This is a genomic window from Pseudomonas sp. K2I15, assembly GCF_002204795.1.
In the GTDB taxonomy this organism is placed as follows: Bacteria; Pseudomonadota; Gammaproteobacteria; order Pseudomonadales; family Pseudomonadaceae; genus Aquipseudomonas.
Genome location: NZ_NIXO01000019.1, coordinates 21,688 through 41,698, shown reverse-complemented (window position 1 = coordinate 41,698; position 20,011 = coordinate 21,688). Strand labels below are relative to the sequence as shown.

The following is a 20,011-nucleotide window of genomic DNA, read 5'->3' as shown; positions in this document are numbered from 1 at the left end:
GACGTCACCAAAATATACCAGTTGACAAATTTTCGCGAAAAAACGAATTTATTCCAACTGATATAAAACTGGAGTGACTTGATGTCCGCGGCACCTCCCTCTTCTCAGGTCATTCCTGAAACCACCGTCAACGGCCAACGCGGCAAAGCCCGGCGGATTCTGCTGACACTCGCCGGCGTTGCACTGTTGGCCGGGCTGGCGTGGGGCGCCTGGTGGTGGATCACCGGGCGCTTTATCGAGACCACCGATGACGCCTATCTGCAAGCCGACAGCATCAGCGTGGCGCCGAAAATCAGCGGCTACGTCGCCGAAGTTCTGGTGGCCGATAACCAGAACGTCAAGCGCGGCGACGTGCTGGTACGCCTGGACGCACGCAAATACCAGGCCGTGAGTGACGAAGCCTCGGCGACGATTGCGGCCCGCGAAGCCGATTTTGCCAAAGCCCAGGCCGACCTGGTGCAGCAGGACTCGACCATCGCCGAAGCGCGCGCCCAACTGCAAGGCGCGCAAGCCGACGCCCAACACGCACAAACCGAAGTCGCGCGTTATGCGCCACTGGCGCGTTCCGGTGCAGAGCCGGAAGAACGCCTGGCCCAGCTCAACAACCAACTGGCCCAAGCCCGCAGCACCGTAGCCGCCAAGCAGGCCGCACTGCGTTCCAGCCAAACCCGCTACGGCACCCTTGAAGCCCAGCTCAAGCAGGCACAGGCGCAACTCGGCGTGGCCAAGGCCAGCGATGCCCAGAGCCAGTTGGACGTAGACGACGCGGTGATTCGCAGCCCACTCGACGGCCGCGTGGCCGACCGAGGTGTGCGTGTCGGGCAATACGTGCAGCCGGGCACACGCCTGCTGACCGTGGTGCCGGTGAGCGCGATCTACCTGACCGCCAACTACAAGGAAACCCAGATCGGCGACATGCACGCCGGGCAAACCGTCACCGTGCACGTCGACGCGCTGCCGGGCCATGACCTCCAGGGCCATATCGACAGCCTGTCGCCCGGCACCGGCGCGCAGTTCGCGTTGCTGCCGCCGTCGAACGCCACCGGCAACTTCACCAAGATCGTGCAGCGGGTTCCCGTGCGGATTTCCCTGGACGTACCGGATGACGTTCGCCAGGCGCTGATGCCCGGTTTGTCCGCGACCGTGGAAGTCGACACCCGCACCCACAAGGCAGACGCCAACCATGGCTGAAGCGATATTGGCCGAGGTGCCCGCGGACAAACCGCGCAACGCCTCGCTGACGGACTGGATCGCGGTCGCCGCCGGCTCGCTGGGCGCGCTGCTGGCGACCCTGGATATCTCGATCACCAACTCGGCGCTCCCGCAAATCCAGGGTCAGATCGGCGCGACCGGTACTGAAGGCACATGGATTGCCACCGGTTACCTGATGTCGGAAATCGTCATGATTCCCCTCGCCGCCTGGCTGACCCGGGTGTTTGGCCTGCGCCGGTTCCTGATCGGCACCGCCTTGATGTTCACGTTTTTCTCGATGTTCTGCGGGCTGTCATCGAGCCTCGGCGCGATGATCGCCGGGCGCATCGGCCAGGGCTTTGCCGGCGGCGCGATGATCCCGACCGCCCAGACCATCGTGCGCACCCGGCTACCCGCCCATCAGTTGGCAATCGGCACCACGATGTTCGGCATGACGGTGATTCTCGGCCCGCTATTGGGCCCGGTGATAGGTGGCTGGCTCACGGAAAACATTAACTGGCGCTGGTGCTTCTTCATTAACCTGCCCGTCAGCATTACCTTGATCACCCTGTTGATCACCGGCCTGCCGAGCGAGCGCATGAACCTTCAACAGTTCATCAAGGCCGACTGGCTGGGCATCCTCGGCCTGGCCATGGGCTTGAGTTCGCTCACCGTGGTGCTGGAGGAAGGCCAGCGCGAACACTGGCTCGATTCGTTGCTGATCATCTGGCTGAGCATTGCGATGGTGGTCGGGTTCTTCCTGATTGCCGTCGGGCAGGTGCGGTCGAGTACGCCGATATTGCGCCTGCAACTGGTGCTCAACCGCAGCTTTGGCAGCGTGCTGCTGATCGCCACCGCCGTCGGCGCCGGGCTGTATGGCACGGCTTATCTGGTGCCACAGTTCCTTGGCATCTTGTCGGGCTACAACGCACAACAGTCGGGTTCGATCATGCTGCTGTCGGGCATTCCAGCGTTTCTGCTGATGCCGATCCTGCCGAGAATGTTGGGCCGCCTGGACCTCAGGATGATGGTCGGCGTAGGCCTGTTGATGTACTGGGCCAGCTGTTTTCTCGACACCCAACTCACGGCCCAGAGTGTCGGCCATGATTTTTATTGGTCGCAGATTCTGCGGGGCTTTGGGCAAATCCTGGTGATGATGCCCCTCAGCCAACTGTCCATGCGCTCGGTGGAAACCCGCGATGCCGGCGATGCGGCCGGGCTCTACAACATGTCGCGCAACCTCGGCGGCACGTTGGGGCTGGCGTTGCTGGGCGTGTTGATGGATCGGCGCAGCCACTTTCATGACGACATGCTGCGCGAAGGCATCCAGGCCAACAGTCAGTTGACCCAGGATCAAATGGCGAGCAACACCGCCAGCTACCTGGCGCAAACCGGTGACCCCTCTACGGCGTCGCTGCAGGCCCTCAGCCACTTGGCTAACGACATCGCCCAGCAAGCGGCAGTGATGGCCTACAACGACGCGTTCTACGTGCTGGGACTGGCCATGCTGGCGTGCCTTCCCCTGATCTTCATCCTGAAAAAGCGCGCGGCGCAGGCAGGCCAACGAACATGATTTATCGCTCACTTCCCCTGCTCTTCACCGTCGCCCTGCTGGCGGCGTGTACCGTGGGGCCGGACTACCAGGGCGCGCCGGATGCTGCGCCAAAAACATTGGCGGCCGGGCGCTTGCCCCACGCCGACACGGGTCTGCCACGCACGCCAGCTGTCGCTCAGTGGTGGCAAACCCTGGGCGACCCGCAGCTCAACCAACTGGTCGCCCAGGCGCTGCAAAACAGCCCGGACATGGCGACCGCCCTGGCGCGCCTCAAGCAGTCGCGCGCCAGCCTGAGTGGCGCCAACGCCGATGCCCTGCCAAAAATCACCGGCGATGCCGCGATGGTTAAATTGCGCTCCCCCGACACCTCGGCGTTGGGTGGCAGCAGTGGTGGCGGTCGCGGGCCGTTGAGCCTTTACCTCGCAGGCTTTGATGCCAGTTGGGAAGCCGACGTGTTTGGCGGCACCCGCCGTGCGATCGAGGCCGCACAGGCGCAAAACGATGCGTCACAAGCGCAGTTGGCCGATGCCCAGGTGCAACTGGCTGCCGAGGTGGTGCAGACCTATGCCGACCTGCGCGACCAGCAGGCGCGACTCGCGCTGGTGGATGCCAGTGTCGACATCGAGGAGCAGGCGCTGGACCTGACCCAGCAGCGGCGCAGCCGTGGCGTGGCCTCGCAGTTGCAACTCGAACAGGTGCTGACCCAGGCAGAAAACACCCGGGCCCAGCGTTTGCCCCTGCAAGCGTCAATCGTCGAAGCGGTGGATCAACTGAACTTACTGTGCGGCCTGGAGCCGGGCGAGCTGGATGCGAGCCTCACTACTCCGCGTGCCCTGCCCGCTATCCCGAGCCAGGTGCCGTTTGCCGACCCGGCGGCGATCTTGAAAGCGCGGCCGGATATCCGCGTCGCCGAGCGCCAACTGGCGTCGAGCAACGCGCAGATCGGCGAGAAAACCGCCGACTGGTTTCCCAAGTTGAGCCTTATGGGCGATTTGTCGTTCTCGGCGGCCGATCCCGGGCATCTGGCGCGCAAGGACAGCGGCACCTGGCTGCTGCTGCCACGGCTGACCTGGAATGCGCTGGATTTTGGCCGGGTGGCGGCCAGTGTCAAAGGTGCTCAAGCCGGGCGCGATGAGGCGCTCGCCCACTACAAAAGTGTGGTGTTGAGTGCGTTGCGTGACGCGGATGTGGCTTTGGCCCGGTATGGCAACCAGCGGCAGAACGTGGTGCTGCTGCGCAATGTGGAGTCGTCGGCGGTGCGTGCGGCGGACCTGACGCGCCAGCGTTATCGTGCGGGCACGGCGAGTACGCTGGACTGGCTGGATGCGGAGCGTACGCGGTACCAGGCACAGGAAAGCAGGATTTCGGGGGATGCGGCGTTGCTCAAGGACTTTGCGTCGCTGCACAAGGCGCTGGGGTTGGGTTGGACTTTGTAAGCTAAGAGATAGCGCAGACAACCATTAACCTGTGGCGAGGGGGCTTGTCCCCTCACCACAAAAGCCCCCTCACCACAGGAACAGCGGGGTTAGCGTGCAGTATTAGCCCGTGCCGCGTGCAGCTTCTTGTAGCTGTCAATCAACCGCAGATGCCGGTCCTGCCCTTCCAGCTTCATGCTCGTCGGCGTCAAGCCATAGAACCGCACGCTACCGCTCACCGAACCAATCGCCGCATCCATCCGCTCATTACCAAACATCCGGCGCAAATTCACGTCGTAATCCGCCAGCTCCAAATCTTCATCCAACTCCATCTCCAGCACCGCATTCACGGCCTGGTAGAACAACCCGCGCTCAACGGTGTTGTCGTTGTACTGCTGGAACATTTCCACCAGTTCCTTGGCTTCTTCAAACTGCTGCAAGGCCAGATAAATCAGCAGCTTCAATTCCAGAATCGTCAGCTGCCCCCACGCTGTATTGTCATCAAACTCGATGCCGATCAGCGTGGCGATATCGGTGTAATCGTCCAGCTCACTTTCCACCAGACGCTCAACCAGGCCCTTCAAGTCGGCCTCATCCAGGCGATGCAGGTTCAGGATGTCTTCGCGGAAAAACAGCGCCTTGTTGGTGTTGTCCCAGATCAGATCGTCGATCGGGTAGATCTCCGAATAGTCCGGCACCAGGATGCGGCAGGCCGTCGCGCCGATGTGCTCGTACACCGCCATGTAGGCTTCCTTGCCCATGCCTTCGAGGATGCCGAACAACGTCGCGGCTTCTTCAGCGTTGGAGTTTTCACCCTGGCCGGAGAAGTCCCATTCCACGAATTCGTAATCCGACTTGGAGCTGAAGAAGCGCCACGACACCACGCCGCTGGAGTCGATGAAGTGCTCGACAAAGTTGTTCGGCTCCGTCACCGCATGGCCTTCAAACGTCGGCTGCGGCAAGTCGTTCAGGCCTTCGAAGCTACGGCCTTGCAGCAGCTCCGTCAGGCTGCGTTCCAGCGCGACTTCCAGGCTTGGGTGTGCGCCGAACGAGGCAAATACACCGCCGGTGCGCGGGTTCATCAACGTGACACACATCACCGGGAATTCGCCGCCCAGGGACGCATCCTTCACCAGCACCGGGAAGCCCTGGGCTTCCAGGCCCTGGATACCGGCCAGGATGCCGGGGAATTTCGCCAGCACTTCCTGCGGCACATCCGGCAGCGCGAATTCACCCTCGATGATTTCGCGTTTTACCGCGCGTTCGAAGATCTCCGACAGGCACTGCACCTGCGCTTCAGCCAGGGTGTTGCCGGCACTCATGCCGTTGCTGAGGTACAGGTTCTCGATCAGGTTGGAGGGGAAATACACCACCTCGCCATCGGACTGGCGCACGAACGGCAGCGAAACAATGCCGCGTTCTTCGTTGCCGGAGTTGGTGTCGTACAGGTGCGAGCCACGCAGCTCGCCGTCACGGTTGTAGATATGCAGGCAATGCGCGTCGAGAATTTCCGGCGGCAGTTCGTCTTTACGGCCAGGCTTGAACCAGCGTTCGTCCGGGTAATGCACGAATGGCGCATTGGCGATGTCTTCGCCCCAGAACTGGTCGTTGTAGAAAAAATTGCAGTTCAACCGTTCGATAAACTCGCCCAGCGCCGACGCCAGTGCGCCCTCTTTGGTCGCACCTTTACCGTTGGTAAAGCACATCGGCGAGTGTGCATCGCGGATATGCAGCGACCATACGTTGGGCACGATATTGCGCCACGACGCGATCTCGATCTTCATGCCCAGGCCCGCCAGAATGGCCGACATGTTGGCGATGGTTTTCTCCAGCGGCAGGTCCTTGCCCGCGATGTAAGTGCCGGCATCCGACGCCGCGCTCGGCATCAGCAACGCCTGGGCATCGGCGTCGAGGTTTTCCACTTCTTCGATCACAAACTCCGGCCCGGCCTGCACCACTTTTTTCACGGTGCAACGGTCGATGGAACGCAAGATGCCTTGGCGGTCTTTATCGGAGATATCCGCCGGCAACTCGACCTGGATCTTGAAAATCTGGTTGTAGCGGTTTTCCGGGTCGACAATGTTGTTCTGCGACAGGCGAATATTGTCGGTGGGAATATTGCGGGTTTGGCAGTACAACTTCACAAAGTAAGCCGCACACAACGCCGACGAAGCCAGGAAGTAATCGAATGGACCGGGGGCCGAGCCGTCGCCCTTGTAGCGAATAGGCTGATCGGCCACCACGGTGAAGTCGTCGAACTTGGCTTCAAGTCGAAGGTTGTCGAGAAAATTGACCTTGATTTCCATGCGGGATTACCAGAATAGCGAGCAAAATATGGCCGCCATTATCCGGGTTTCGAGGCGTAAGTCTTGTGCTTTCGGGCCTGCCTGATCGCTGGCGCTTGATATCAGCCGCTACCGTGCCGAATCCGCCGCGAGTTCACTCAATCACCGCCACCGCCTCGGCAAACTGCGCATCGCTGACATGCCTGTTACCGCCAGCACTGCGAAAACTCAGCAGTGCCTGCTCGAAATACGCACCCCGGATCTTGCCCTCAGACCCTACAAACGCCAATGCGTCATTCTTGGCCGAAAGAAAGCTGCCGGGGCGCGTCGTCAGTTCCGACGTCAGCAAGGTGATGGTGGAGAACCTCAGGCATGACCAGCCCAGCGGATCGTCAGCAAAGGAGATTCCGTCTTTGGCTTGAACAGCGGTGATGAGTATGGCGAAGGTGAACGCGAAGATTTTCAACGGTCAGCCGTCCCGTTCACAGACAGCCCGTTTACTCCCTGAAAATCCATCACACGCTCTCCCGTCCTTGAAATGGGTGGTTACATCGGGGCGCAAGGCTACCCGCCTTGCCGGGCCTGCACAACTCAAAGGCAGTTATCTGCACACTACCCCGCACTCAACCCCCACAACACATCCAGCACGTGTTGGGTCGGCCGCTCGATGTCCCCGGCACGGTGCGCGATACCCAGTTGGCGCCACAGCAAGGGCTGTATTGGGCGCATCACGATCCGAGTGTCGGGCAATGGCGTGGACGCTTCATGGGGCAACAACGTCGCGCCATAACCGGCGGCCACCAGGCTTTTGATCGCGTCGTTGTAGTTCAGTTGAATGCGCGGTGTGGGCTGGTAGCCGTCATTGGCGAACCACTCAGAGGTCAGGCGGGACAGCCGGGTGGTGGTGTCATTCAAAATCAGGGGCTGGGCAGCCAGCCAAGCAGGCGTCACCACCTCCGGGCATTCCCGGCGCGCCGGCAAAAAAGCCATGACCGGGTCGCGCCGCCAGGGCTCGATGCTCAACCCTTTCACCGGCGCCTGCGGCAGCGCCACCAGGCCGATCTCCAAAGCACCATCGGCGAGCTTCTTCAAGGTGTCCTGGGAGGTAAGCACTGCGACCTGCACATCGATGGCGGGATGATGTTGGCTCAACGTCTCCAGGGCTTGCGGCAGCAACTGCGCGATGGCCCCGGTGGAAGCTCCCAGTCGCACACGCCCGGCCAGGCCCTGGACCTGACGTTCCACATCCTCCAGTGCCTGTTCCGCATCCGCCAGCAATCGGCGCGCGCGCTCTACCAGGGTTTCGCCAATCGCCGAAGGCTGCACGCGCCCACGGGTGCGTGACAGCAACTGCCCGCCCACTCGGGCTTCCAGGTCGGCAATGTGCAAGCTGACGGTGGGCGGCGCGAGATTCAGCATACGGGCCGCCTCGGCAAAGGAACCCAGGTCGGCAATCGCCACCAGGGTGCGCAAACGATCCAGGCTGATTTCACGCATGGGCGACTCCTTGTTCAGAAAACCTGAATTCCATCGTTTGGAAATTCAACTTTTCCTATCCTAGCCGCTCACCGAAGATGGGGACACCTGATTTCCTATTCGAGAACATCCCATGGCAAGTCCTCTTGTATTTATCGACGGCGACCAAGGCACCACCGGCTTGCAGATCCATCAACGCCTGCGCGGCCGCACCGACCTGCAACTGATCACCCTCAGCCCCGAACACCGCAAGGACCCGCTACAGCGCGCCGAGATGATCAACGCCTGCGACATCGCGATTCTGTGTTTGCCCGATGAGGCTGCGCGGGACGCCGTCGCCAGCATCAAGAATCCGGCCGTGCGGGTGATCGACGCCAGTTCGGCGCACCGCACCCATCCCGACTGGACCTATGGCTTCGCCGAAATGAACCCACAGCAGGCCCAACGTATCGCCACGGCGCAGCGGGTCAGCAATCCCGGCTGCTATCCCACCGGCGCGATCGGGCTGTTGCGCCCATTGCTTGAGGCCGGGCTGCTGCCCCGGGACTACCCGACGACCCTCCATGCCGTGTCGGGCTATTCCGGCAAGGGCCGCGCCGGGGTGCAAGAGCATGAGGGCGCGGACGCTTCGCAGGCGCCCGCCTTTTTGGTGTATGGCCTGGGCCTGGAACACAAGCATGTCCCGGAGATTCAGTTGCAAAGCGGGCTGACGCAGCGGCCAGTGTTTGTGCCGGCCTACGGTGCGTTTCGCCAGGGGATCGTACTGACCATCCCACTGCAACTGCGGCTGCTGGCACCGGGGGTGGATGGGTTGCGGCTACATGACTGTTTGACCCGGCACTACCGCGGCACCCATCACGTACAGGTGCTGTCGATGCAGGCCGCCAACGAGCTGACGTACCTTGATCCCCAAGCCCTGAACGACACGGATGACTTGCGCTTGATCGTGCGTGAGAACCACGAGACGGGCCAGGTCTTGCTGGCGGCGATATTCGACAACCTCGGCAAGGGCGCCGCCGGTGCCGCCGTGCAAAACCTGGACCTGATGCTCAAGCCGAGAGTCCATCACTGATCTGCGACAAGCTCGACGTAGCTGGACTCCCCGCCGCCCTGCGCGCCCGACAACCAGCCCCACACAAAGGCCAACGTCGTGCGCCCGGCGTCATCCACGCCTACCGTGCCCCGGGACCAGCCGGCAAGAATCTCGCCCTCGGTGGTCAGGCACTGATACAGCAACTCGATGGTATTGGGCCCCGTGGCGCGCCCGACTTGATTGCCCATGCGAATCCGCCCGCCCTGGTAAGTGCCCCAGATGGCGTTGGCGTCGACGTGGTAATGAAACACGGTGCCTGTCCCGGACAAGCCGTGGGTGTTGCCGGCAACGATAAACCGGCGATTGTTCAAGCGTTCGCTGATTTGGGAAAAGGGGGTTTGCATATAAAGCACTTCCTTGATCGACAGGGTCCGTTCCGGGGCGGTAAACCTACCTCATAACGCTTTAACCGGTCATTTAAAACCTGCACAATTGTTGGCTTTTCCGCGACAGGACGTCCTCATGCAACGCATCGTCATTCTCGGCAATGCCGGCAGCGGAAAATCCACCCTCGCCCGCGCAATTGGCGAACGCCTTGGCCTGCCCGTGGTGCACCTGGACAGCCTGTTCTGGTCCCCCGGCTGGGTCGAACCCGACGCCGAACAGTTCCGCACGCGGGTACGCGACGCAGTCGCCCCTGATGCCTGGGTGTGCGAAGGCAACTACGCCCGACGTACCTTCGACCTGCGCCTGCCCCGTGCCGACCTGATCATCTGGCTCGATACGCCACGGCTCACCTGCTTTACCCGGGTGCTAGTGCGCAGTGCACTGAACCGCCCTCGCCCGGACTTACCCGCAGGCTGCACCGAAAAACTCGACCGCGAATTCCTGACCTTTCTGAAGTACGTGTGGACGTTTGATCGCGGCTCCCGACCGCGTATCGAGGCGGTGCGCCTAGCGGTAGGGCCGCAGGTTCCAGTGGTGCACTTGCGGGATGGTCGGCAGATTGAGGAGTTTCTTGGCAGCTTGCCCATGAGGCCGGAATGCGAGGAACGGGCGCTGTGATTATTGGACGCTATGCGGCATTCGATAACGTTATCAAACGACAGAAATGTCGACTAATTCATCGCCAGGGGAAACTGAGCATGCACCGCTCAATAGCAAATGGACTGGTTTTTTTCAGTATTGCGATAGCATGTTCCAGCTGCGCATCCTATACGTCTCAGCCGACAATCAACGAACTCGTTGAACCCAAAGAAAAAGAAAATATCTCCAGCTTCAGCTACGAAATAAACTCCCCATGGAAAAACAGTCGTTTTGGCAAGGACGCATATGCAGCGACACTCAAAGCTATTCCAAATGCACAGGATAATAGCTCCGACCTTGCAGCTTCGACGCCCCCCACATTAAAAATACAACTCTCGGAGTTTTCATCTGGCGGCGCTTGCAGCCAAGATTACTTAACGGGTTTAAGCCTCGGCTTGATTCCTAGTTGGTGCACAAGGCCAAACCTTTTCAAGTTTAATTTCACACTAAATAAAGATCACCGCTTTTGCAGAAAAAAAACCTATTCAATAAGCTCTACATCGTACTCACATCTCACGATGATTCCCTTCGCCCTGTTCAATACTGACAATCAACCATTAGCACTCTACCAGGCCGCGCTAAAAGATTTTCTTCAAGGCGGTCAATGTACGACGCCCTGACAGCCGCCTCCGATGGCGGTTAGTAGACCGGGGAATTGCACAGGCGGATATCGGCCGACGCGTTTGAACGGGACCTCAACATGATTCATTTATATATAAACTCATAACCCAGAATATACGAGCCTATCTTGTTTGAATGAGCAGTCACCCAAACGGCGCTCATGCCCTTCTTTCTTCGATCGTAAAGCTCTGACTTAGTGGTGCACAGTTCAATCCAGCGCTCAGTGTTTAAATCCTTAAGCCGCACACCCGCCTCACAACGGCCAGACCTCCCATAAGAGCGCCCCGGAATATTCAGCTCATAAGCTGACTCATAATGAACAATTTCGCCAGGCAACAGGTAAGTACAGACATCGTAAATGTGTAAAGACAAAACAAGACCAAGGCAAAAGCCACCAAAAAAAGACTCTGCAACACGCTTCGAGCTTGTTCCGCCAGGACGATAATAGATCGCCCTTCCGGCAAAAACGAGTCCAACCAAACAGCCGACGACTGTATAGGTCGTCCACTCAGGAACCGACGGCATTAAAACGGTTCGCGTTCCAATACGAACGGCCCAGAGCATATAAAGAAGCCAGGCCCCAAAAACCAAACACGCCGCTACCAACATGGCTCTTTTCTTTGATTTGTTTTCAAATGAAGGATATTCCATTCCCTGCCTACTCTATTTTTTAGTTCCGGAGTGAATCAAAAGCAGCGCAGGCTCACAGCCAGAGAGTGGCCACGAGCCCCCTCGAAAGATTCACGACGCCCGCGAAGGTGTGCAATAGCACCGGGACCAGAATGCCGGCGCTGCGCACCCGGGCATACGCCAGGATGACTGAGAGCGTGCCGATCAGCAGGCACTCTGTCCAACCGCTAAACGGCATGTGGATGGCCATGTACAACGCGGTGGTGGCCAGTATCGCCACCCACCGCCAACGGCGATGGTCCAGGGGGAAGAGGCGAATCAGGAAGTGCCGGTACAGGAGCTCTTCAAAAATCGGAATAATCATGAGCCCCATTGAGAGAAGGAGCACCTTTTGAGGGGTGGGAAGACTGCCCCGGAAGGCCATTGTGTAGGCCTCATACCCGTATCCCAGCCCGATATCGAGACTGGTACAGACCAGGTAAACCCCCAGTATCCATGGCAAACACAGCTTGAACGTCCTGCTCAGGTCGCGGCCAATAACCGCGCGAACTCCGCCTGAGTGTCTGCGCTCGATCACCGCCAATATCAGCAGCACCACTGCAGAGAAACCGCCGTCAATTAGCTGCGTCAGCCTGGTCAAGTTTCCTGTGCCCATAATCAGCACCAGCACAAGTTGAATCGCGAGATACAAACCTACCGCCAGGCAGGCCATCAAGATACGACGGCGCCAAGAGTAAGTGTCCATGCAAGCCGCAGACGGCCCTGAAAGCGCTTCGTATTTCACGCCAAACTTCCTTTACCCGATTGGTATGCCGGGCATATTAACGAACGAGCGTCACGGGGATCGATCTATTTATCTGAGCGTCACAGGCGAGCCAGCTTCACCGTCGTCTGCAGTTGGCCAACGCACTCACCCGCCATGCTCCGCACAGGCAGATCAACCCAGGGCGTTAGAAGCTCATGGCCGTCAATCAAACCCAGCTGTAGCAATACGCTCACGGCAGTCGTGTAGAGAGGCCCCAGGCTTCTGTCTGCAATTTTAATAGCGACGCCCAAGCCGCGGCTACGAACCCCGATGGTATAGACACCATCCGCGCCAACCTTGGCAATGCAATCCCCCTTGGATGCCTGCGCAATGGCGTGATCACAGCGACCGGTGCCTGATACCATTTCCGGGTGCGCAGCCATCGCTGACGCAATCGATGACAATGCACTATCGTGATCGTTGTCGAGGCCGGAACCTCCAGTAGCAAGGCGCGCCCAGAGCATGGCAAGGCGTGACAATGGCATGCCATAGTTCGGAGCACTGCAACCGTCTATTCCAGACCACAGCTGGTTTAACGGCAGGTTCGCAAGTCGCGCAATTTCATTACGGATATCCAGCTGCAGAGGGTGATCCGAATCAAGATAATTTTGATTGTGGCCATGCAAAGAACAGAATCCCAGGAACCCGGCGTACTTGCCTGAGCAGTTGTTATGCCGCTGATCGAACTTGCTCCCGCGCTGTGGAAGATTGTGCTCACCGTATTGAATAGGTAGATGGCACCCACAACGCAGGTCAGCTTCTGATTGGCGGATTTTTTCAAGCAGCCGTGTGACAGCTGCCATATAAAAATCCTCGCCAGAGTGGCTCCCACAGGTAACGGCCAGCCGAGGCGTGGTTGTCGAAGCAAACCGTTCCGGTGTTAAGCGTTGATGGGTTGAGCAGTTCTGAAAAGATGGCGGCGGATGTCATGCAGACGTTGTCGCAAGTGTCCCAGTAGCTCGAAACCGGGAAGCTCCAGGCACAACTGTCGCCGTATTATCTGATGCTTTCTCAGAAGGAGGCCAAGCATGTTCGATCATCCTGTCCACCCGGAAATCGCTGAATGGTTCGTCACATTCGGTGTGGCCGAGGTGCCTTACAGTGTGTGTTCAATCGACCTGACCAATGAGCCGCCCAAGCACTGGTTCTATCAGCGGAATAAGCTGCGGCCTGAAAGCCTGAAACTCGATCTGTGCATCCCGTCCAACGGGAACTGGTGTGTCGACCTGTCGCGTCATGACAAGCTGTTCAACATCCAGTGGCGCCCAAACGATGACCTGCGCGTCGAGTCCAAGCAATTGCGTTACCGCAAGCTGATCAAGTGGCCTCGCCTGCACAGCCTCATGCACTTCCCACTCCTGGTCGAGCAGTTGGAGCAGTGTCTTGAAGTGGGTTTTCTGCGCCATGCCAATTTCGGGGCGCGCTTGCTGGAGCCGGAGGCGCTGGCGCGCAACATCAAAATCCGGGAATGGTTGGCACCCTGTGCCGACACCATGGGCTGGAACAGGCAGTTTCAGCAGGAGTAACGCGGCAGGCTGAGGCCCTTCTCTTTTTTTGAATCAAGTGCAGGACGACGCTGAAAGGGAGTCGTGTTCGTGTCGAGATGATCCGGTGGCGTAACTGTTGGTGACGGCTGGCCGCTTTCGGACAAGAGCGGTTATCTGATAGCGCTCCGAAGATCGTCGACAGTCTTTGAGGCTCAATTAATGTCGAAGGCGGAGTGTCAGTTATTGTCGCCAGCCGGCGCACATGAGAACGCGATTGCGCGCGACTGGCGCCGTTTAGACTCCATCTGTGCTCGACTGGAGCGTTGCGATTACAGATTTGCACGCAAGAAATCCGCCACCTGACTCTCGATCTGACGATGGATCGCCGGACGATCAACTCCCGGCGCGTCTTGACAAATAAGCGCTGCTTCGGCGGCAATCTGGGACGGGCAGGGATCGATGAATACAAAGTGAGTGCCCGGCACGACTTGCTGTTGCGGCGTCACCGGCAAACCAAACGCGACCGCCAGCGCGTTGCGCGGCGCGCTAAGTAAAGTGTCACTTTGTGGTCGATACAGCAGTACCGGGATACGTATGGCCGAAAAGCTTGGAGCATTAAACATTACCGCGAGCGGATCCATCAGCACCATTGCCTTCAGGCGCGGCTCGACTGGCGGACGCCAAGCGGCAAGATCTGCGGACACTGTGGGAGCCGGGCTTGCGAGGGTTGACGACACCGCTTCCATCTCAGTGGTCCGACGATGCCCGCATGAGCCGGCATCGTCATGGGTCGCGCAGAACTCGTTTGCGTAGGCGAAGTTGGGTTGAGCGCCGGCAAGAATCAGTGCTGTGTAACCACCCGCTGAGTACCCGATCATACCTATACGGTTCGCGTCCACGTGTGGCGCGAAGCGCGGATTCGACAGTACGGCATTGAGCGCTTCCTCCGCTTGCCTGGGACGATCCATCAGGATTTTCGCCTGCGAATTTGCCGCGGGAAAACCTGAAGCGTCACCCACATGCGTCGGCACGACCACTACGAACCCCTCTCGCGCCAACGCGATAGCCAATTCACGATGACTGAGCGGGCCGCCGCCTCGTCCGTGCGAGAGCAAGACGACTGGGAAGCTCTGATTGTCCACGAGTGGCGCGTCACGGCTGGCGTTGACGGTGAATGGACCGGCGCGCCAAGGCATCTCAGGAGCTTCAGTTGGATAGAACACCACGGTATCAAATGGCGATGTGGCATCCTGGACCGTGAGGCGCGACGCTCCGGCATGAAACGGTGGTAACCCAGCGAGCGCAGACAATGCGAAGCTAGCCAGGAGCAACGCTAGGATGGTGTGGCGCATAAGGTCACTGCTCCGGTCGCGGTACGGTCAGAGGAAAACGCAGCATATCAAACGGTGCAGCCCCGGTGGCTTCTTGATCACCTAGGCCGGTATTACCCTCACCAAACGGTCCCCGTGCTGAAGTAGAAACTCGTCGATGAGAGTTGCTCTTCGCCCCCGGACTAGCCTCGGTATCCGGCTTTCATCCCCTGTGAGCTAGAAGGACACGCGCCGTCCGCAAATGTCTGTTGTCGGAAACGTCGAATGTCACAAACGGGTCGAAGCCGGTCACTCACGAGGGGCTGCTTCTGGCCGAGACTGTGTAAAAACGCTTTCGAGCGCGACAGGTACTCAAACCGGACTGGAAACCGCGCATCTGCGCGAAATCCACATCTGCTGACGTGCCGATAAATTTCAGATTTAACGTAGACGTGCGCACTTCAATTTTGACGATTGCAGGACATGGGCGCGTCTCACACCTGGCACCCAACCTATATACGTTTTGGCGACGACACCGTCCGTACCCCGCGCCAAGGCGTCGACCTGCTGCGCGAGTTGCGGGCCACCGATATCGCCGTGGTCGACCTCGGCCCGGTGTGGGACGGCTATGAAGGCGATTATGGCGACACCTTCGTCTTCGGCGGGCACCCGCTGCATGAGGCCTGCGTGACAGCACTGCATCAGGTGTTCGATGAAACCGGCGGCGCCTGGCACCGCGGGCTGACCGGACGCCAGCTGTATGACTTCGCCGAGCAAAGTGCCCTCTCCAAAGGCTGGCGCCTTGAGCGCAACCTGGCAGGACACCGCATCGCCGACTTCCCGCATGCGCTGTTCGGGCAAGACAAGTTGGCGGAAGTGGAGATCGTACCGAGCGAGATGGTCTGGGTCCTGGAGATACAGTTGTGCCACCCCACACTGCCGATCGGGGGGGGTTCGAGGATATCCTGATGGGTGAGGCCAAGCGGGGATAGTCGCTCTTCGTCGAAGCGGGTCCCGCAGGCCTGAGTTGTTATAGGGCCCGCCCATATCCTATCCTCGTGAATTACTCAGCCCCAGTCGATACAGGAGTTCACATGGACCTCGCCACCCTCACCCTCTTCCTCCCGGCCTGCTTCGCCCTGAACATGGCGCCCGGCCCGAACAACCTGTTGTCCGTGAGCAACTCCACCCGCTACGGCTACCGCACCTCGTGCCTGGCGGGCGTCGGGCGCTTGCTGGCCTTTGCCGGGATGATCGCCCTCGCCTCCGCAGGTTTGGCGGTGGTGCTGCAAACTTCGGAGCTGCTGTTCTACGGGATCAAGATTTTGGGCGCGGCGTATCTGTTTTACCTGGCGTATCAACTGTGGCGGGCCAATCCGCAGGCGGAGGCTGAGTCGACAGCGGCCAAGGCAGGCTTGTGGGCGTTGGCGCGGCAGGAGTTCCTGGTGGCAGCCGGCAATCCCAAGGCAATCCTGATTTTCACCGCGTTCCTGCCGCAGTTCGTCGATCCGGGCCGGCCGATCACCCCGCAATTCGCCGTGCTGGGTGCGATGTTCCTGGCGCTGGAGTGGATCGCCATCAGCGCCTACGCCTACATGGGCTTGCATATGCGCCGCTGGTTTGCGCAGCCTCGCGGCAAGCGGATTTTCAACCGGTGCTGTGCAGGGTTATTGTCGGCGGCAGCGACGGTGTTGCTGATGGCGCGCAGGGCTTAAACAAGAGGATGGACGATGAGCTTCGCAGGCAATATAAGGGTCGCAGCCACCGCAGATGCCCCAGCCATCCAGGCCATTTATGCACCGATGGTGGAGCGCACCGCGATCTCTTTCGAACAGGAGGCTCCGAGCGTCGAGGAGATGGCCCAGCGGATCAATACCACGCTGGCCCTCTACCCTTACCTTGTGGCCGAGCGCGATGGACAGGTCGTGGGTTACGCCTATGCGAGCCCGCATCGCGCCCGGGAAGCCTATCGATGGTCGGTCGATGTCACGGTGTATATCGACCCTGCGGCGCACCGCAGCGGTATCGGCCGGGCGTTGTACGAGCGGCTATTACCCCTGCTTGTACGGCAGGGCTACCACGCCGCCTATGCCGGGATCGCCCAGCCAAACGTCGGAAGCGTGGGGTTGCATGAGGCCTTGGGCTTCACGCACATCGGCACGTACCCCGAGGTGGGGTTCAAGCATGGCCAGTGGCATGACGTAGGTTACTGGCGCAAGGCGCTGGATGGATCGACGCCGCCCAGGCCGATCATTCCATTCAGCGAGTTACAGGTTGATACAGGCCTTTAACGATTCGCGGGCGGTTGAGCGCCGATGTGCGGCATACCACGTGACTCAGCCGGTTAAGGTCACTGCGTCGCTTCAATCACCGCAATATCGATCCTGGTCATCCCCATCATCGCGTCAAACGCCCGCTTGGCCGCTGCCGGGTCGGGATTCGTGATCGCTGCCATCAGCACCCGTGGGGTGATCTGCCACGACACGCCCCATTTGTCCTGGCACCAGCCGCAGACGTTTTCGTGGCCGCCATGGCTGACAATCGCGTGCCACAAGCGGTCGGTTTCCGCCTGGTCGTCGGTGGCCACCTGGAACGAGAACGCCTGGTTGGGTTTCACCCCGGTGCCACCGTTCAGCCCCAGACACGGGATGCCCATGACCGTGAATTCCACAGTCAACACATCGCCCTGTTTACCCGCCGGATAATCCCCGGGGGCGTGATGCACAGCCGTCACTGCACTGTCCGGGAAGGTCTTGGCGTAAAAGTTTGCCGCGTCCAACGCGCTGCCGTCGTACCAAAGACAAATCGTGTTTTTGCTCATCATGAGTGTTCTCCAGCGTGGAGGTTTGGACTTGCAGTGTAGTACCGCTACCGACAAGAATGCCTTCGCGTCTCGGCGCGCCTCCCGCTTTACCCCCAACGGTGCAGATCATGAGTAACGGTGTAAAAATCGACCCACGCATCATCCCGGTTCCACAGTCCATCAGTCCCGAAGCCCAGGCGACATTACAGCGCCTGGTGAATGACGAGGGCGTGCCGTTGAACAGCCTGTACACCCTGCCTGCCGCCGACGACCACGATGGCTGGCGCCTTATGCAAGCTGCCGTCGCCCAAAACTACGCCGCGTCACAGGTGGGGCAAGCGGCGAGCCTGCGCGCCCTCGTCGAGACGATCACCGTGCAAAGCGCCACCGTGTACCGAGCAACGCCAGCCGACGGCGCCGAGTTCGCCTATATCGACCTGCACGGCGGTGCACTGGTGTTCGGCGGCGGCGAAAACGCCCTCCTCGCCGCCGGCAGGCACGCCGACCTGCACGGCATGACCTGCTACGGCGTGGACTACCGCATGCCACCCGACCACCCGTACCCGGCGGCACTCGATGACTGCATGGCCACCTACCGGCATGCGCTGTCGCACCACGCACCGGACAAGATCGTGATCGGCGGCCGCTCGGCCGGTGGCAATCTTGCCGCCGCCACCGTGCTGCGCGCCCGCGACGAAGGCTTGCCGCTGCCAGCCGCGCTGGTATTGCTGTCGCCTGAGGTTGACCTGACCGAGTCGGGCGACAGCTTCCACGTAAACCGCACCGTCGACGTGGTGCTGCCCAACCCGTTGATGAGCACCAACCTGCTGTACGCCGCTGGCGCCGATTTGTCTCACCCGTACCTGTCGCCCTTGTTTGGGGATTTCACGCAGGGATTCCCGCCGACATTCGTGCAAAGCGGCACGCGGGACCTGTTCCTGTCCAACGCCGTGCGCCTGCACCGCGCGCTGCGGCGGGCCGAGGTGCCGGTGGAACTGCATGTTTTTGAAGCGATGCCCCACGGCGGCTTCATGGGCGCGCCGGAAGATGCGGAATTGTCGGCGGAAGTGGTGCGTTTTGTGCGCCACTGGCTGAACCGCGACTGATCGCTGTGAGTTGACATACCCTGTAATAATCCATAAAGATAAGCGTCTTCTTCAGGGTGTGTCCTCAATGTCTGCAACGACCTTCAACTTTTCCGTCATTGGCTTGATTGCCAAGGCGCAAGGTTGCGTTGCGCACGCCCTCAAATCGAAGAAACAGTCGCTCATGTGACCGGGGCGCGCTGTCCCGTCAGATGAGCTGACAGGACATTGAGCGCGAAGGCCCCCTCCTCCTGCTTACCTCCCTCTGCCCTTCTGACGGTGACTCAATCGGTCAACCATCAGGAGAAAGCGCATGTCATCGTTTCAAGGTATCTGGGTTCCCGTCGTTACACCGTTTCATAACGGCGCCATCGACTTCATCGGCTTGCGCCGCCTGGTCTGCCATCTGCTGGAAAAAGGCGTGGCCGGGGTCATGGTCTGCACCACCACCGGTGAAGCCGCGTCGCTGAGCCGTCATGAGCAGTTGGCGGTGCTGGATGCCGTGCTGGAATTGGTGCCACCGCAGCAGGTGGTGATGGGCCTGGCGGGATACAACCAGATTGAGCTGTTGCAGTTCCAGGGCGAAATCCTGAAACGCCCGGTGGCCGGTTTGCTGGTGCCGCCGCCGAGCTACATCCGCCCTTCGCAGGCGGGCCTTGAAGGGTTTTTCTGCACTGTGGCGGATGCGTCCAGTGTGCCGATTATTCTGTATGACATTCCTTATCGCACCGGCATCGCCTTCGAACAGGCGACGCTGCTGAACATTGTTGCCCATGAGCGGATCGTCGCGATCAAGGACTGTGGCGGCAACCTGGCCAATACCCTGGCGCTGTTGGCCAGCGGGAATGTCGATGTGTTGTGTGGCAGGATGTGCAGATATTCAACGCGCTGTGCCTGGGGGCAACCGGGGCGATTGCCGCGTCGGCGCATGTGCGTACCGAGGAGTTTGTAAAACTGCATCGACAGGTTCGCGATAACCGGTTGGCGGAGGGGCGTGAGACGTTTTTCGGGTTACTGCCGTTGATTCACACGATGTTCGTGGAGCCCAACCCGGCGCCGGTGAAGGCAGCGTTGGCGATGGAGGGTTTGATCGGCCGTGAGTTGCGCGCGCCGATGCTAGAGGCGAGTGAGGCGGTGGTGAATCGGTTGCATCAAGTATTGGGCGCGCGGGAATAACCTGTGGCGAGGGAGCTTGCTCCCGTTGGGCTGCGCAGCAGCCCCAATTCAGA

19 protein-coding genes and 2 pseudogenes are annotated in these 20,011 nt (G+C 60.0%); 12 read left to right on the top strand and 9 right to left on the bottom strand.

What is annotated here, in order from left to right:
• Positions 1-81: 81 nt before the first annotated feature.
• Genes CEC48_RS13745 through CEC48_RS13735 form a run of 3 tightly spaced genes read left to right on the top strand, consistent with a single transcriptional unit; the run spans position 82 to position 4,182 of the window.
• Positions 82-1,191 (top strand): HlyD family secretion protein, encoded by a 1,110-nt coding sequence (locus CEC48_RS13745; protein ID WP_088424253.1) that lies wholly within the window; start codon positions 82-84, stop codon positions 1,189-1,191.
• Positions 1,184-2,764 carry a DHA2 family efflux MFS transporter permease subunit gene (locus CEC48_RS13740; RefSeq protein WP_088424252.1) on the top strand — a complete coding sequence of 527 codons (1,581 nt, stop codon included), beginning with the start codon at positions 1,184-1,186 and terminating at the stop codon, positions 2,762-2,764. Before CEC48_RS13745 ends, CEC48_RS13740 begins: the two co-directional genes overlap by 8 nt.
• Positions 2,761-4,182, top strand: coding sequence for an efflux transporter outer membrane subunit (locus CEC48_RS13735; RefSeq protein ID WP_088424251.1), 1,422 nt, complete (start codon positions 2,761-2,763; stop codon positions 4,180-4,182). The genes CEC48_RS13740 and CEC48_RS13735 overlap by 4 nt, the downstream gene beginning before the upstream one ends.
• An 89-nt stretch (positions 4,183-4,271) precedes the next feature.
• On the opposite strand, the gene CEC48_RS13730 is transcribed toward CEC48_RS13735, so the two are convergent.
• The 3 genes from CEC48_RS13730 to CEC48_RS13720 all read right to left on the bottom strand — a co-directional run bounded on the left by CEC48_RS13730 (position 4,272) and on the right by CEC48_RS13720 (position 7,943).
• Positions 4,272-6,467 carry an OsmC domain/YcaO domain-containing protein gene (locus CEC48_RS13730; RefSeq protein ID WP_088424250.1) on the bottom strand — a complete coding sequence of 732 codons (2,196 nt, stop codon included), beginning with the start codon at positions 6,465-6,467 and terminating at the stop codon, positions 4,272-4,274.
• Between the two features lie 133 nt (positions 6,468-6,600).
• Positions 6,601-6,912, bottom strand: a complete 312-nt coding sequence (locus CEC48_RS13725; protein ID WP_088424249.1) for a DUF2388 domain-containing protein — start codon at positions 6,910-6,912, stop codon at positions 6,601-6,603.
• Between the two features lie 146 nt (positions 6,913-7,058).
• Complete coding sequence (locus CEC48_RS13720; protein WP_088424248.1) at positions 7,059-7,943, bottom strand: LysR family transcriptional regulator; 885 nt, start codon at positions 7,941-7,943, stop codon at positions 7,059-7,061.
• Positions 7,944-8,055: 112 nt separating this feature from the next.
• Between CEC48_RS13720 and argC the strand changes: the two genes are divergently transcribed.
• Positions 8,056-8,994: an N-acetyl-gamma-glutamyl-phosphate reductase gene (gene argC, locus CEC48_RS13715; protein ID WP_088424247.1), complete on the top strand. Its 939-nt coding sequence runs from the start codon at positions 8,056-8,058 to the stop codon at positions 8,992-8,994.
• Here argC and CEC48_RS13710 read toward each other — a convergent pair.
• A complete protein-coding gene (locus CEC48_RS13710; protein WP_088424246.1) occupies positions 8,988-9,359 on the bottom strand; it encodes a hypothetical protein in 372 nt (123 codons plus the stop codon). The genes argC and CEC48_RS13710 overlap by 7 nt on opposite strands.
• A gap of 118 nt (positions 9,360-9,477) precedes the next feature.
• Between CEC48_RS13710 and CEC48_RS13705 the strand changes: the two genes are divergently transcribed.
• Both CEC48_RS13705 and CEC48_RS13700 read left to right on the top strand, forming a co-directional pair.
• The gene (locus CEC48_RS13705; protein WP_088424245.1) at positions 9,478-10,020 is read left to right on the top strand and encodes an AAA family ATPase; all 543 of its coding nucleotides are present in this window, start codon (positions 9,478-9,480) and stop codon (positions 10,018-10,020) included.
• Positions 10,017-10,661 carry a hypothetical protein gene (locus tag CEC48_RS13700; RefSeq protein ID WP_256579715.1) on the top strand — a complete coding sequence of 215 codons (645 nt, stop codon included), beginning with the start codon at positions 10,017-10,019 and terminating at the stop codon, positions 10,659-10,661. Before CEC48_RS13705 ends, CEC48_RS13700 begins: the two co-directional genes overlap by 4 nt.
• 85 nt (positions 10,662-10,746) lie before the next feature.
• On the opposite strand, the gene CEC48_RS13695 is transcribed toward CEC48_RS13700, so the two are convergent.
• The 3 genes from CEC48_RS13695 to CEC48_RS13685 all read right to left on the bottom strand — a co-directional run bounded on the left by CEC48_RS13695 (position 10,747) and on the right by CEC48_RS13685 (position 12,942).
• Positions 10,747-11,313 (bottom strand): hypothetical protein, encoded by a 567-nt coding sequence (locus tag CEC48_RS13695; RefSeq protein WP_088424244.1) that lies wholly within the window; start codon positions 11,311-11,313, stop codon positions 10,747-10,749.
• 52 nt (positions 11,314-11,365) lie between these two features.
• A complete protein-coding gene (locus CEC48_RS13690; RefSeq protein WP_088424243.1) occupies positions 11,366-12,076 on the bottom strand; it encodes a CPBP family intramembrane glutamic endopeptidase in 711 nt (236 codons plus the stop codon).
• A gap of 80 nt (positions 12,077-12,156) precedes the next feature.
• Positions 12,157-12,942 (bottom strand): asparaginase, encoded by a 786-nt coding sequence (locus CEC48_RS13685; RefSeq protein ID WP_088424242.1) that lies wholly within the window; start codon positions 12,940-12,942, stop codon positions 12,157-12,159.
• A 183-nt stretch (positions 12,943-13,125) separates the two neighbouring features.
• On the opposite strand from CEC48_RS13685, the gene CEC48_RS13675 reads away from it, so the two are divergent.
• Positions 13,126-13,623, top strand: a complete 498-nt coding sequence (locus CEC48_RS13675; protein ID WP_088424241.1) for a hypothetical protein — start codon at positions 13,126-13,128, stop codon at positions 13,621-13,623.
• Between the two features lie 290 nt (positions 13,624-13,913).
• Here CEC48_RS13675 and CEC48_RS13670 read toward each other — a convergent pair whose 3' ends face one another.
• Positions 13,914-14,936, bottom strand: coding sequence for a dienelactone hydrolase family protein (locus tag CEC48_RS13670; RefSeq protein ID WP_088424240.1), 1,023 nt, complete (start codon positions 14,934-14,936; stop codon positions 13,914-13,916).
• Between the two features lie 432 nt (positions 14,937-15,368).
• Here CEC48_RS13670 and CEC48_RS13665 point away from each other — a divergent pair.
• The 3 genes and pseudogenes from CEC48_RS13665 to CEC48_RS13655 form a co-directional block, all read left to right on the top strand.
• Positions 15,369-15,886 (top strand): annotated as a pseudogene (locus CEC48_RS13665) (M24 family metallopeptidase); the annotation flags it as partial.
• Between the two features lie 102 nt (positions 15,887-15,988).
• On the top strand, positions 15,989-16,609 hold the full coding sequence (locus CEC48_RS13660) for a LysE family translocator (RefSeq protein WP_088424239.1): 621 nt from the start codon (positions 15,989-15,991) through the stop codon (positions 16,607-16,609).
• A 15-nt stretch (positions 16,610-16,624) separates the two neighbouring features.
• A complete protein-coding gene (locus CEC48_RS13655) occupies positions 16,625-17,185 on the top strand; it encodes an arsinothricin resistance N-acetyltransferase ArsN1 family B (protein ID WP_088424238.1) in 561 nt (186 codons plus the stop codon).
• Positions 17,186-17,244: 59 nt separating this feature from the next.
• Here the strand turns inward: CEC48_RS13655 and CEC48_RS13650 are convergent, their stop codons facing one another.
• A complete protein-coding gene (locus CEC48_RS13650) occupies positions 17,245-17,718 on the bottom strand; it encodes a VOC family protein (RefSeq protein WP_088424237.1) in 474 nt (157 codons plus the stop codon).
• A gap of 107 nt (positions 17,719-17,825) precedes the next feature.
• Here CEC48_RS13650 and CEC48_RS13645 point away from each other — a divergent pair, with 107 nt between their 5' ends.
• Both CEC48_RS13645 and dapA read left to right on the top strand, forming a co-directional pair.
• Positions 17,826-18,803, top strand: coding sequence for an alpha/beta hydrolase (locus CEC48_RS13645; RefSeq protein WP_088424236.1), 978 nt, complete (start codon positions 17,826-17,828; stop codon positions 18,801-18,803).
• Positions 18,804-19,095: 292 nt separating this feature from the next.
• Positions 19,096-19,958, top strand: a pseudogene (gene dapA / locus CEC48_RS13640) (4-hydroxy-tetrahydrodipicolinate synthase).
• Positions 19,959-20,011: the final 53 nt, after the last annotated feature.